The organism is Cupriavidus sp. GW822-FHT06G04, from assembly GCF_058799075.1.
The window spans coordinates 323,997-337,017 of the sequence record NZ_JBXALD010000005.1 but is presented as its reverse complement, the minus strand read 5'-3'; the positions used below and the strand labels follow the sequence as shown (position 1 = coordinate 337,017).

Here is a 13,021-nt window from a genome sequence, read left to right as displayed (position 1 = left end):
GTCCTCCAAAGATCGCCCCGTGGCACTTGTGCAGAGGGCTTGCGCGACATCATCGAGTCGGCGCGGGTCTGCCGGTATGGTGCTGGCCTCGACTTGCGCGGCGCTGGCCGCAGTGGCGCCACGCTCATGAAAAAACCGACTGTTATCGAGAGCTTTAAATCATGGTGAGAATATTAAGCGGTAGCTACACTGTGCTTCGCGCCGTCAAGACGCGCAGTCCGTCATCGACCGACATGGCCCCTGGCGGCAGACCAGACAGCCCCCAGCAAGGAGACTAGATGTACCCCGATCGCATCCGCCTGGCCGCACTCCAGGACAAGATCATGTCGGCCGACGCCGCAGCCGCGCTGATTCAGGACGGCATGACCGTAGGCATGAGCGGCTTCACGCGCGCCGGCGACTGCAAGGCCGTGCCGCTGGCGCTGGCGCGCCGCGCCGCCGCCGATCCGCTGCAGATCACGCTGATCACGGGCGCCTCGCTGGGCAACGACACCGACAAGATCCTCTCCGAAAGCAATGTGCTGGCGCGGCGCCTGCCGTTCCAGTCGGACGCCACGCTGCGTCGCAAGATCAACGACGGCGAAGTGATGTTCATCGACCAGCATCTCGGCGAAACGGTCGAGTTGCTGCGCAGCGGCCAGCTCGCGCCCGTCGACATCGCCGTGATCGAGGCGGCGGCGATCACCGAGACCGGCGGCATCGTGCCCACCACCTCGGTCGGCAATTCGGCCAGCTTCGCGATGATGGCCAAACAGGTCATCGTCGAGCTGAACCTCAATATGCCCATCGGCCTGGAAGGGCTGCACGATATTGCCTTCCCGGTGCAGCGGCCGTATCGCCAGCCGATCCCGTTGATCGCCGTGGAGCAGCGCATCGGCCTGCCCTACATTCCCGTCGATCCGTCGCGCATTGCCGCCATCGTGATCACGCAGCGCGACGACAGCCCGTCCAACGCGCTGCCGCCCGACGACGAAACGCGCCAGATCGCCGGTCATCTGAACGCGCTGCTGGCGCGCGAAGTGCGCGCCGGACGCCTGTCGCCTTCGCTGCAGCCGCTGCAGGCCGGCATCGGCACCATTGCCAACGCCGTGCTGCACGGGCTCGCCGAATCGGACTTCCACGACCTGACGATGTATTCGGAGGTGCTGCAGGACAGCACCATCGCGCTGATCGACGCCGGCAAGCTGCGCTTTGCGTCGGCATCGTCGATGACGTTGTCCGCGCCCGTGTACCGCCGCGTGCTGGACGATATCGAGCACTACAAGCACAAGCTGATCCTGCGCCCGCAGGAAATCAGCAATCATCCCGAAGTACTGCGCCGGCTGGGCCTCATCACCATCAACACGGCGCTGGAGTGCGACATCTACGGCAACGTCAATTCCACGCATGTCGGCGGCACACACATGATGAACGGCATCGGCGGCTCGGGCGATTTCGCGCGCAACGCGTACCTGTCGGTGTTCGTCACGAAGTCGGTCGCCAAGGACGGCAAGATATCGAGCATCGTGCCGATGGTGTCGCACGTCGACAATAGCGAACACGACGTCGACATCCTGGTGACCGAACACGGCCTGGCCGACCTGCGCGGCCTGGCGCCGCGCGAGCGTGCGCTGCAGGTGATCCACAACTGCGCGGACCCGGCGTATCGTGACGGCCTGCTCGATTACTTCCGTCGTGCCTGCGTGCGCGGCGGGCAGACCCCACATCTTCTGGAAGAAGCGTTTGCGTGGCACGTGAACTACCGCGAGCACGGCACCATGCAACCGGCCACGCACGCGGCCGCCAACGAGGCACTGGCCGCCTGACATGCGGGTCTGGGCCATCGGCGGCCCGGCGGGCTGGCTGATGGGCTGACGGGCCCGCCCCCTGGCGGCACGCCGCTTCCGTCCAACGCCGCCACCCCCGCCCCGCGCACCGGCTCGTCTCCCGCCGAGCGCGCCATTCCCTTCCTCCCCCTTCCAGCGCTCCCCGGATCGGCCCCGCTCGGCCGGGTTGAGCCCATCGTTTTGTATCGCTCTGTCTAACGCGCCGCCCGTCGCTACACAACGATACAAAAACCGTGCTTTCCGACACATGGCGCTCCAGAGGCGCTTCTAGACTCCTGTCAACCGCGGTTCCGCCGCACCTACGCAGTCAAATTCACGCACCCGGATACGACAGGAGAAACCATGAGCAACAAGATCGATCTGCCCCGCCGCAGTTTCCTTGGCACCGCCAGCCTGGCACTGGCCGCCGCGCAGTTTGGCGCGCTGACTTCCGCCCACGCGCAGAGCGTGGCCAAGGCCGCGCCGCTGGCCACGGTCAAGCCCGGCACCCATTCATCGTTCGGCACGATCAAGCAGGTCCGGGCCGGCGTGCTCGACGTGGGATACGCCGAACTGGGTCCCGCCGATGGTCCGGTGGCGCTGCTGCTGCACGGCTGGCCCTACGATATCCACGCGTTCGTCGACGTGGCGCCGCTGCTGGCGCAGCGCGGCTACCGCGTCATCGTCCCGCATCTGCGCGGCTACGGCACCACCACGTTCCTGTCGCCCGATACGATGCGCAACGGCCAGCCTTCGGCCATCGCCGTGGACATGATCGCGCTGATGGACGCGCTGAACATCCGCAATGCCGTGGTGGCCGGCTTCGACTGGGGCGCGCGCACCGCCGACATCATGGCCGTACTGTGGCCCGATCGCTGCCGTGGCCTGGTGTCCGTCAGCGGCTACCTGATCGGCAGCCAGGCTGCGGGCAAGCTGCCGCTGCCGCCCGAGGCCGAACTGCAATGGTGGTATCAGTTCTACTTTGCGACCGACCGCGGCGCCGCCGGCTACAAGAAGTACACGCACGACTTCGCCAAGCTGATCTGGAAGCTGGCGTCGCCGCAGTGGAAGTTTGACGATGCCACGTTTGCCCGCAGCGCCGCATCGCTCGACAACGCCGATCATGTCGCCATCACGGTGCACAACTACCGCTGGCGCCAGGATCTGGTGGCGGGCGAAGCGCGCTTCGACGACATCGAAAAGAAGCTGGCCACCGCCCCGACCATCAGCGTGCCGACCATCACCATGGAAGGCGACGCCAACGGTGCGCCGCATCCGGCGCCGAGCGCCTACAAGAGCAAGTTCACCGGCAAGTACGAACACCGCGATATCGGCGGCGGTATCGGCCACAACCTGCCGCAGGAAGCGCCCACGGCGTTTGCGCAGGCCGTGCTCGACATCGACAAGCCATGATCCAGCGCTTGATGGTATTGGCCGCGCTGGCGCTGTCCGCGCTGGCGTGCGAGCTGGGCGGCGGCCGCTGCGCGTGGAAGGGCGCGCCGGCGCGCTATCGCGTCGAGGATGCCGTCGGTCCGGACGCTGCAGGACGGCAGCCGCGCGACCGGCGCTGATAGCGCGTGCGCCTCATCGCGGCACTGCCGGGCCGCGATGCGGCGCGGCATTTTCAGGCGCGTGGCGCACCGTCAGATGGGTTGCGATGCTTGCCAGAATCGCGAGTGCGCCAAGCGTGGCGAGCAGGGTCGAGAGCATGAACGTCTCCGTCGATAGATACCACGACGTGCCCGCACCGCTCAGCGGTGCAGCCACATCGGCGCGTAGGTCTTCACAAAAAACGCCAGCGTGATGCCCGACGTCGCCAGCAGCGTGATGGCGCGAATGATCGCCGGCGACGTGCGCCGCCCGACATGCGCGCCGCCATAGCCGCCGATCACGGCGCCCGCCAGCATCGCCAGCGTTTCGGGCCAGCGCACCGCGCCGGCAGCGATAAAGGCGAGCACGGCCACCGAGTTGGCAGCACTGACCAGCAACGTGCGCGGCGCGTTCAGATGCTTGAGATCGCGGCGATCGAGCAGGCCCCACATCGCGATCATCATGATCCCCACCGCGCCGCCAAAATAACCGCCGTAGATGCCAAGCGCGAACTGGATCGCCAGTACCGCCCGGGCATCGACGCGCCAGCGCGAACGCAAGGCCTCGCCAAGCCGCCGTCCGAAGGCCAGCGCCAGCGACGCGATCAGCAACAGCCATGGCAGGACAAACGAGAACGCCGCCGACGAGGTGCGCAACAGCAGCACCGCGCCGACCAGACCGCCGCACAGCGTGGCGATCAGCAGCGCGCGCAGCGACACCGCGCCAACCGGCCCGAGTCCGTCGCGATAGGCCCACGCGCTGGCCAGCCCGCCCGGATAGAGCGCCACGGTGCTCGACGTATTCGCCAGAACCGGTGGCACACCGGCAGCAATCAGGGCCGGCAGGCTGACAAACGAGCCGCCGCCAGCCAGCGCATTCATCGCGCCAGCCAGCAAACCCGCTGAAAAAACGAGAGAAATCGGTTCCATGGACGAAATGCTAGTCACGCGCCTGGCGTTTCACAATCTGGCATTTCCGGTGCTAGAGTTCGGGACAACCGAAACCAGAGAGCCCTGCCGTGCGCTTCGACCTGACCGACTTGCGACTGTTTCTGAGCGTGGTGGAATGCGGCAGCCTGACGCACGGCGCGCGGGCGATGCACCTTGCGCTGGCATCGGTCAGCGAACGGATCGCCGGCATGGAGTCGGCGCTTGGTGCGCCCTTGCTCGAACGGAACCGGCGCGGCGTGCGCACCACCGCCGCCGGCGATGCGCTGGTAAGACATGCGCGCGCCATCCTTGGACAGGTGGAGCAGATGCGCGGCGAGCTGCGCTCGTACGCCACCGGTCTGCGCGGACGCATCCGGCTACTGTCGAACACGGCATCGATGGCCGCATTCGTGCCACCGCAGTTGTGCCGATTTCTGGCCAGCCACGCCGATTTGTCGGTCGATCTCGAAGAACGGCCCAGCAGCGAGATCGTGCAGGCGCTGGTCAGCCGGCGCGCGGACCTGGGCATCGTGGCCGACATCACCGATCTGGGCAGCCTGCAGACGCATCTGATCGCGCAGGACCAGCTGGTGGTGGTCGCCAGCCGCGCGCACCGCATTGCCGCGCTGGAGTCGGTGTCGTTTGCCGACATCCTCGACGAGCCGATCGTCGGCATGGCCGACACGGCGCTGGAAACGCACCTGGCCGAGCGCGCGTCGCGGCTGGGCCGCCAGTTGAACTACCGCGTGCAGTTTCGCAGCGTCGAACATGTGGCGATGCTGGTCGAGGCTGGCATCGGCATCTCGATCCTGTCTCATGCCATGGGCCATTCGCTGCGCCGCGACCTGGCCATCGTGCCGCTGGCGGAGCCCTGGGCGGCACGCCGGCTCTACCTGTGCGCGCGCGATTTCTCCGCACTGACGCCCCACGCCGATTTGCTCGCGCGTCAACTGATGGCTGGCGACATGGCCGACCTCTGACGTTTGCGCCAAGGCGAGGGGTGGGATCCAATATTCAAATATTTTGAATATTAATGTCAGCAGTGACGCACTTTCACGGCACCGGGGGGCGATATATTTCTGGCCATCCAAGGCGCAGCGAGAAAAGACCAGCGCGCCCATCGCCCCGGAACATCAAAATGATTGAATCGCTATCCCGCCGCCCACGCCTCACCCCGCGCCGCGCGCACTTCCAGTCCGCCGCCTTCGCATTTGTCAGCGGCTTTTCCGCCCACGCCCATACTTCGTCATCGCTGGGGCTGCTGGCCGGCACGCTGGCCGTCTGCGTGCTGGTGGCACGCTCGACGACCAAGCGTCGCGACATCCCGGCGATGACCGCGGCTGCTATGGTGTAAAGGCCGGCCGCGGCCCGCCCGATGCCGCGCCACCGATTGTTTCGATTCCGGAGATTGCCAGATGGACAACCCTTTTCACCCATTTTCCGACCTGTTCGCCCAGCTTGGCCTGCCGTCGGACGAGTCCGCCATCCGCGCGTTTATCGGCAAGCATTCGCCGCTACCCCAGGATGTGGAATTGTGGGAAGCGCCATTCTGGACGCCCGCCCAGGCCCAATTGCTGCGCGACGAATTCATCGAGGACGCCGACTGGGCCGAGGCAGTGGACCAGTTGAACCTGGCGTTGCGCGCGCCGGCTTAAGGTCGCCACAGGGCCACGACAGGGCACGACAGCGGCTCGCTCCCCCTTTTTGCGGGGCCGGAAGTGGCCTATGCTCTCTCGCACCACTACTGATCGATGATCGGGCGGGCGAGCGCCCTGTGACGAAACCATGGAAAAGACCGCATTCGTATTTGCCGGCGGCGGCAGTCTGGGCGCCATCGAGGTCGGCATGCTCCGCGAGCTGGTGAGTTGGGGCCTCAAGCCCGATATGGTGATCGGCGCGTCTGCCGGCGCCATCAATGGCGCCTACTTTGCCTGTCATCCAGACCCCGAAGGTACGGCCAAGCTGGAATCGCTGTGGCGCAGCATCACGCGCGCCGAAGTGCTGCCATGGTCGTGGCGCAGCATGCTGGGCATGATCACCGGCAATCGCGGCCATCTGGTGGAATCGCTCGGGCTCAAGCGGCTGCTGAACCGCCATTTCGGCGAATCGCGCGTCGAGGATGCATCGATCCCCTTGCACGTAGTGGCCACCGACATGCACACCGGCGAAGAAGTGGTGCTGTCGTCGGGCAATATCGTCAGCGCGGTGCTGGCCAGCGCGGCCATTCCGGGCGTCTTTCCGCCGGTGGAAATGGATGGCCGCAAGCTGATCGACGGCGGCGTGGCCAATAACACACCGGTTTCCACAGCCGTGCGCATGGGTGCCACGCGCATCATCGTGCTGCCCGCCGGTTTCGCCTGCGCCGAGCGTCGGCCGCCACGCGGCGCGATGGAGCACGCTTTCAACGCGCTGTCGCTGCTGGTGGCGCGGCAACTGGTGCACGATCTGGAGCGCTGGCAGGATCATGCGCATATCGCGGTGGTGCCGCCGCTGTGTCCGCTCGATATCTCGCCCTACGACTACAGCCGCTGCGGCGAACTGATCGATCGCGCGGCGGCGGCGACGGTAGCGTGGCTGCGTGCTGACGGCCTATCCAGCCGCCGCGTGCCCGGTGCACTGGAACCGCACGATCACGATGCCGAGCATCCGGCCTGCAGCGCCGATATCGCGCTGCCGCAGACAGGCGCCGCGCACACGCATCCGGGCCACGACCACGGCGCACACAGCGGCATGCGCTGAACGTTCGACTTCGCGCATCGGCCGGCGCGGTCCTCGCCGATCGCCATCGTCCCTGCCTGTTGGCCGGGACCCAACCACTCGCCGGCCGGTGTTGGCCCCGACCGGCGCCACCCGCCGTTTTCCGCTCCGGAAGTGACCGTCGCCGCGCGCCGGCCGCCATTTCTGCCGTGGCATGTTCTCTGCAAATAGACGCATCGAGCGCGGCGCCGCGATGCTCGTCTTGATACCCGAAGCCAACCTTCCCGGCTTCATCCCGGAGAACTGCCATGTTGATCCCGCCCCAATTGCGGCCGGGCGTCGTTGCGCCGCCGTGTCCCTCGCAAACCCGCGTCATCCGCCACCGCATTCGCGGTTTTGTGCTGCTGTTGCGCGTGCTGTTGCTCTGTTTTCATACCGCGGCGCACGCCGACAAGGCACTGCCCCAGCCCCCCGATGCGCAGCGCCCTGCGCCCAGCTTTTTGGAAACCGCCGCAACGGACTTTGCCAACAGCCATCCGTTTCACGCCGTCGAGGGCATTGCACCGCTGCGCGAAGCGCGCGCCATGCGTCCCGCGCCCGAGCCGGCCCGGCCAGCACCCGCATCGGTGGGCGCCGGCGCGCCAGTGCAGGCGACCATCCGCCGCGTGAACGCGCCGTGACATGACGGCCAGCCGTCTGTCGATGCCGGCCGACGTGCCGGACGCGCCGCCCGCGCCGGCTTGAGCGCGATGCAGTCTTTACATGCAGCCGCGCAACGCTTGCATGGCGTCGGCGCGCCGGAATCCCCCGCAGTCGCCGTCTGGCAAGGGATTGCGCCCACGGTATGGAATTTGCGCTGACTTTGAACTTGCCGGCATTTGCGTGCATGGCGCTATCGAACTGCCGATATCGCCGCATTCCGCGCGTCTGGCAAATCTTCAACCTCAGCAGCAAGCATCAGGAGCGCAACATGGGTGACTACCACAGCGAGCGCTATCGCCGGGACACTCCCTGGCGGGCCGATGAGAGCCGGCGCAATGACGATCTTGGCGATCCATGGGATGACGACCGTGGGTCGCGTTGGCTAGATTCGGACGATTGGCAACCCGAATCGTATGGCGACGAATGGGACGATGCCCAGCGCCGCCAGCGCCTGACCCCGGGACAGTTGAGCGAGGGCGGTCCCGCACCGGGCGGCTATCGCCGCGAGCACGATGACGATCGCGGAAACGGCTGGCAGCGGAGTCGACGCGAGCAGCGCACGGGCAGCGACCTGCGCTACGGCCTGAACGGCGGCGACGACGCATCGCCCGAGCGTGACGAGGACTGGCGCGTGCGCGAGCAATATCGCAGCCGCCAGTACGCGAGCGAGTATGGAGACTATGGCGATCTGGGCGGTTATCGCCGCGGCGCGCAGCAATCGCGCAACGCGGGCCGCGACGGCGGCCAAGGCTTCGGCAATGCCGATCAGGCATGGTTGCGCAGCGCCGCGCAGCGCGAGCCGCGCCACAGCGGCCACAACGCCTACTTCAACGACCTGCGCAGCGACACACGTTACTGGACCGAGCCGCGCGACGAATGGGGCGAATCTCGTCCGCACTATGCGCAGAGCTATGGCCGCGACTATCTGGGCGGGCGCGGATACGACGAAGAACTGGGTTATTCGCCTCGCTATGGACAATCGGCGCGCACCGAACGCTGGCGCGACGACCGCGACGATCGCGATGAAGATCACGGCATGCTGTACAACATCGGCCACCGTATCGGCCAGGCTATGAGCGAATGGTTCGGTTCGGACTCGGACTCGCACGAAAGACGCAGCGGTCCGCGCGGCTATACGCGCACCGACGAACGCATACGCGACGAAATCTGCGAGCGCCTGACCTTTACCTCCGGCGTCGATGTGCGCGACGTCACGGTCGAGGTCGAAAAGGGCAAGGTCACGCTGGGCGGCACCGTGCGCATGCGCAGCCAGAAGTACGACATCGAGGACATGGTCGACAACACCTTTGGCGTGACCGACGTGGAAAACAACATCCGCGTCCAGCGCCAGGACGTCGATGCCGCGACCAAGGACGCGGGCGGCTTCAACGGCTGGTAACCGCCCGCCATCGACTTGACGCTTCAGTCTCGCCGGTCATCGCACGATGACCGTGCGGCGGTGGCTGGCAAAAACTCCATCCCTCGACGAGCGCCCCGGGTCCTGCGGACCCGTGGGCGCTTGCCATTTCATGCTTCGATCATGCGGCCACGCGGTACACGCTGACCGTCTGCTCCATGCGCTCGGCCTGCTCCTGCAGCGCCTGTGCCGCGGCCGCGGCCTGCTCCACCAGCGCGGCGTTCTGCTGTGTCACCTGATCCATCTGCGTCACGGCCTGATTGACCTGCGCGATGCCGCCGCTTTGCTCGTGCGATGCGCGGCTGATGTCCTCCATCATCGACGTGACGCGCTGTACCGCGTTCACCAGGCTATCCATCGTCAACGCGGCCTCGGATGCCAGCGCCGCGCCACTGGTCACGCGGCCGGCCGACTGCGAAATCAGCACGCGAATCTCCTTGGCCGAGTTGGCCGCGCGCTGCGCCAGCGTGCGCACTTCTCCGGCTACTACCGCAAAGCCACGGCCCAGTTCGCCGGCGCGCGCGGCCTCCACGGCCGCATTGAGCGCGAGGATGTTGGTCTGAAACGCGATGCTGTCGATCACGGCGATGATATCGACGATACGGCGCGAATCGGCTTCGATCTCGCTCATCGTCTCGCGCATGCGCACCACCGACTGGCCGCCGGCCACCGCAATCGAGGCGGCCTCCCCGGCTAGCGTGCTGGCCTGGCTGGCGTTGCCAGCGTTCTGCTGCACGATCGCCGTCAGTTGCTCCATGCTCGCCGCGGTCTGCTCCAGCGATGACGCCTGCTCCTCGGTGCGCTGCGACAGGTCGACATTGCCCTGCGCAATCTGTCCGGCTGCCACCAGCACGCTTTGCGCGCTATCGCGCGTGTTGCCGATCACGTCGCGCCATGCCTGCACCATCGACATCAGGTGACGCTTGATGTCGGCCAGTTCGTCCCGGCCGCGAGCCTCGATCTGGACGCTCAGATCGCCGTCATTGATGCGCGCCACCAGTTGCGCCACGTCGTGCACGTCTTCGCGCATGCCGCGGCTGAAGCCCGCGAACAGGTACAGCGCCCCGCCGACCATCAGCAGCGCAACGACCGCCAGCGCCAGCAGCTTGTGCTCCTCGCGCGTGACACGCTCATCGAGCATCAGGCGCGCCATATCGGTGAACTCGCGGCTGACCGTGGACACCGCCTCGATTGCCGCGGTGCCTTCGGCAAAATAGGACTTGGCGTCGATCGTGATGCCACTCGAACCGAGCATGCTGACCTTGAGCGTGCGATAAAAATTGTCGATGGCGCCCAGTTGCCTGGCGGCAGCCTGCAAGCGGTCGCGCTGGGCAGGTGTACTGTGCGCAACGCGCGCGATGTCGCGGCGCACCGTTTCCAGCCCATCCTGGATCTGCTCGGCCAGCGCCGCCAGCTCCGCCTGTTGCGCCGCGTCGGAGAATCCGCCCTGGGCAATGATGCCGGCGCCGCGTCCGCGCGCCAGCGCGCTGACTTCCGCAAGTTTCGGCATCGGCCCGACCATCAGGCTGACCAGATAGTACGAGCCCGCTTCGGGATCGAGCGCCAGCGACGAACGGTCGGCCACATCGCCAATGAACAGCCGCGTCTGCTTGACCAATGCCGTATGGCGGTCGAACAGCGGGGCAGCCGGCGTATCGAGGCCGAGCTTGCGGATCTGCTGCCACGCATCGTCGAGCTTGCGCGCGTCGGGTGCGACGTCGAACGTGGTCACCGCGGACGCTTCGGCAAGCAACGCGCCCAGATGCTGCGCGGCCTTGCCGTCGGCCGCATCGAAGGTCGGACGAAACGCCGCGTTGCCGAGCAGCACGCCATTGGCGGCGCCGCGGCGCACCTGCGTTTCCCGCATGAAATCGAGCGCGCGGCTGACCAACGTCAGACCGCGTTCTTCATCGCGGGTGTCACGGATCGACTGCACCGACTGGTTGAAGACGGCGTAAAGCGCGCCGCACAACGGGACCAGGAACAGCACGGACAACAGCAACAGCTTGCGCGTGATGGTCAGGCGAGCCATCAGTCGGACTGCGGGATTCAACAATGCGGCCACGATATTCCTTTGTTTCAGGGAGTCTCAATGCCCGCTGTAACGGCGTCGATTCCGCGAAATGAAGCCGTTTTCCCCGCTATTTCCCGCTATTTTTTCTTGCGCACAAACGCGGTGCGCAAGTTGCACAGCACCGGTGCGCAGCGCACAGCGATCGCGCGCGCAATGCACCTTTGCGCGCGCGTCGCAAGCCCCTCATGCAGTGGCGCCGCCATCGACGCCGATCGTCTGGCCAGAGATGTAGCGCCCCGCCTGCGACGCGAGCAACACCGCGACGCCGGCCACGTCCACGGCTTCGGCGATGCGTCGCATTGGAATGCCGGCGGCCAGCGCCTTTTCGCGTTCCGGATCGCCCCACAGTGCGTCGCGAGAGAAATCGGTGCGCACCGGCCCAGGGTTGATGCTGTTCACGTTGATGTTGTACGGGCCCAGCGTCTGCGCGAGATTGCGCATTGCCAGATCGGTCGCGCCCTTCGAAATGCTGTAGAGCGCCAGCCGCGCCGAGCCACGTCGCGCGGCAATGCTCGACATGAAGATGATGGAGCCATCCTGACGTTCGATCATTTGCGGCGCCAGCGCGTTGACCAGCACCAGATTGCCGCGCACGTTGCCCGCCATGACGTCGTCGAACACCTCGGGCCCCTGCTCCAGCATCGAACCGGCCACGCCGCTGCCCGCGGCATTCAGCACCAGCGCATCGACACGCCCGAACTTCTCCAGCACCTGCGCGGCAAACGCGCGCACGCTCTCCGTGCTGGCGATGTCGCAGGCAATGCCGGTGGCGTCGATGTCGGCGTCGCGCAGCTTGGCGGCGACGGATTCGGACACCGCAGCGTCGCGCCCGGACACCACCACGCGCGCGCCCGCCTGGCCAAGCGCACGCGCCATTTCCAGGCCCATGCCTTTGGTGGAGCCGGTTACCACGGCCACGCGGCCGGACAGATCGAAGAGTTGAAACATGACAGGTTCTCCATCGAGATTGGGATAGCAGCGGAACATCGGGCAACGGAGGCGGCCCATGATGCGGCCTGTTTTTATATGACAGACAACATCTATTGAATAAAGTATGGATGTCATCTAAACTCCGGTCAAGGACGAATCACCAGATCAGCAGGAGAAATCGGAATGGCGCGCGCATCACGGGCAGTTGCCGAGCAGCACAGGACGGCCATCGAGGAAGCGTCGGCGCGGCTGTTCCGGCAGCATGGGCTGCATGGCGTGTCGGTGGCCCAGATCATGGCCGATGCGGGACTGACCCACGGCGGTTTCTATGGGCACTTCGCATCCAAGGACGACCTGGCAGCGGTGGCGTGCGCGCGGGCGTTTTCCAGTTCGAATGCGCGCTGGCAGCATCTGGTGGCGAAGGCCGATGGCGACCCGCACGCCGCGCGACGCAATCTGGTCGATCTGTATCTGAACGAAGCGCATCGCGACGCCGCGGGACATGGCTGCCCGGCGTCGGCGCTGGTCGCCGATATCGCGCGCGAACCTGCCGGCAAGCCGGTGCGGCAAGCCTATCTGGACGGTGTCAAGCAGTTGCTGTCGACCTGGAAAACCACCGCGGCCGAAGGCCCAAGCGACGAAACCGACCGCGCCGCATTGCTGGAGATGGCGACGCTGGTCGGCGCCATCACGCTGGCGCGCGCCACGGCTGGCGATGCGATTTCCGACGACATTCTCGCTGTCGCGCGCGGCTGGCTGCTGGAGCGCGACGGGCGCGAGGGCGACCGCGCCACCGACGGCACCACGGACAGCCGCGCCGTCACCCCATCCGCACCCGCCTGATCGACCGAAAATCGGGCCCTCACAAACCTCTGAC

Annotated in this window: 14 protein-coding genes; 10 read left to right on the top strand and 4 right to left on the bottom strand. The window is 66.4% G+C overall.

What is annotated here, in order from left to right; genetic code table 11:
• Nucleotides 1-278 precede the first annotated feature (278 nt).
• From scpC to AC1RKI_RS14365, 3 genes are all read left to right on the top strand, one after another.
• Entirely contained in the window at nucleotides 279-1,805 is a 1,527-nt protein-coding gene (gene scpC, locus AC1RKI_RS14375; RefSeq protein WP_061957060.1) for a succinyl-CoA:acetate CoA-transferase ScpC, read from the top strand.
• 363 nt (nucleotides 1,806-2,168) lie between these two features.
• The gene (locus AC1RKI_RS14370) at nucleotides 2,169-3,218 is read left to right on the top strand and encodes an alpha/beta fold hydrolase (protein ID WP_492795843.1); all 1,050 of its coding nucleotides are present in this window, start codon (nucleotides 2,169-2,171) and stop codon (nucleotides 3,216-3,218) included.
• A complete protein-coding gene (locus AC1RKI_RS14365; protein ID WP_251164585.1) occupies nucleotides 3,215-3,376 on the top strand; it encodes a hypothetical protein in 162 nt (53 codons plus the stop codon). Before AC1RKI_RS14370 ends, AC1RKI_RS14365 begins: the two co-directional genes overlap by 4 nt.
• A gap of 13 nt (nucleotides 3,377-3,389) precedes the next feature.
• On the opposite strand, the gene AC1RKI_RS14360 is transcribed toward AC1RKI_RS14365, so the two are convergent.
• Together AC1RKI_RS14360 and AC1RKI_RS14355 are read right to left on the bottom strand one after the other, a co-directional pair.
• The gene (locus tag AC1RKI_RS14360; RefSeq protein ID WP_285846774.1) at nucleotides 3,390-3,515 is read right to left on the bottom strand and encodes a hypothetical protein; all 126 of its coding nucleotides are present in this window, start codon (nucleotides 3,513-3,515) and stop codon (nucleotides 3,390-3,392) included.
• A 41-nt stretch (nucleotides 3,516-3,556) separates the two neighbouring features.
• Nucleotides 3,557-4,324 carry a sulfite exporter TauE/SafE family protein gene (locus AC1RKI_RS14355; RefSeq protein WP_150981430.1) on the bottom strand — a complete coding sequence of 256 codons (768 nt, stop codon included), beginning with the start codon at nucleotides 4,322-4,324 and terminating at the stop codon, nucleotides 3,557-3,559.
• Between the two features lie 89 nt (nucleotides 4,325-4,413).
• On the opposite strand from AC1RKI_RS14355, the gene AC1RKI_RS14350 reads away from it, so the two are divergent.
• The 6 genes from AC1RKI_RS14350 to AC1RKI_RS14325 all read left to right on the top strand — a co-directional run bounded on the left by AC1RKI_RS14350 (nucleotide 4,414) and on the right by AC1RKI_RS14325 (nucleotide 9,122).
• Nucleotides 4,414-5,304 (top strand): LysR substrate-binding domain-containing protein, encoded by an 891-nt coding sequence (locus AC1RKI_RS14350; protein WP_492795840.1) that lies wholly within the window; start codon nucleotides 4,414-4,416, stop codon nucleotides 5,302-5,304.
• Nucleotides 5,305-5,462: 158 nt separating this feature from the next.
• On the top strand, nucleotides 5,463-5,678 hold the full coding sequence (locus tag AC1RKI_RS14345) for a hypothetical protein (RefSeq protein WP_492795838.1): 216 nt from the start codon (nucleotides 5,463-5,465) through the stop codon (nucleotides 5,676-5,678).
• Between the two features lie 61 nt (nucleotides 5,679-5,739).
• Nucleotides 5,740-5,979, top strand: coding sequence for a DUF2789 domain-containing protein (locus AC1RKI_RS14340; RefSeq protein WP_061957068.1), 240 nt, complete (start codon nucleotides 5,740-5,742; stop codon nucleotides 5,977-5,979).
• Between the two features lie 130 nt (nucleotides 5,980-6,109).
• A complete protein-coding gene (locus AC1RKI_RS14335) occupies nucleotides 6,110-7,063 on the top strand; it encodes a patatin-like phospholipase family protein (protein WP_061957069.1) in 954 nt (317 codons plus the stop codon).
• A gap of 266 nt (nucleotides 7,064-7,329) precedes the next feature.
• Nucleotides 7,330-7,701 (top strand): hypothetical protein, encoded by a 372-nt coding sequence (locus AC1RKI_RS14330; RefSeq protein ID WP_227460871.1) that lies wholly within the window; start codon nucleotides 7,330-7,332, stop codon nucleotides 7,699-7,701.
• 290 nt (nucleotides 7,702-7,991) lie between these two features.
• A complete protein-coding gene (locus AC1RKI_RS14325) occupies nucleotides 7,992-9,122 on the top strand; it encodes a BON domain-containing protein (protein ID WP_492795835.1) in 1,131 nt (376 codons plus the stop codon).
• A 139-nt stretch (nucleotides 9,123-9,261) separates the two neighbouring features.
• On the opposite strand, the gene AC1RKI_RS14320 is transcribed toward AC1RKI_RS14325, so the two are convergent.
• Nucleotides 9,262-11,172, bottom strand: coding sequence for a methyl-accepting chemotaxis protein (locus AC1RKI_RS14320; protein WP_492795833.1), 1,911 nt, complete (start codon nucleotides 11,170-11,172; stop codon nucleotides 9,262-9,264).
• 225 nt (nucleotides 11,173-11,397) lie between these two features.
• Nucleotides 11,398-12,162 (bottom strand): SDR family NAD(P)-dependent oxidoreductase, encoded by a 765-nt coding sequence (locus AC1RKI_RS14315; RefSeq protein ID WP_227460869.1) that lies wholly within the window; start codon nucleotides 12,160-12,162, stop codon nucleotides 11,398-11,400.
• A 165-nt stretch (nucleotides 12,163-12,327) separates the two neighbouring features.
• On the opposite strand from AC1RKI_RS14315, the gene AC1RKI_RS14310 reads away from it, so the two are divergent.
• Entirely contained in the window at nucleotides 12,328-12,987 is a 660-nt protein-coding gene (locus AC1RKI_RS14310; protein ID WP_227460868.1) for a TetR/AcrR family transcriptional regulator, read from the top strand.
• Nucleotides 12,988-13,021 lie beyond the last annotated feature (34 nt).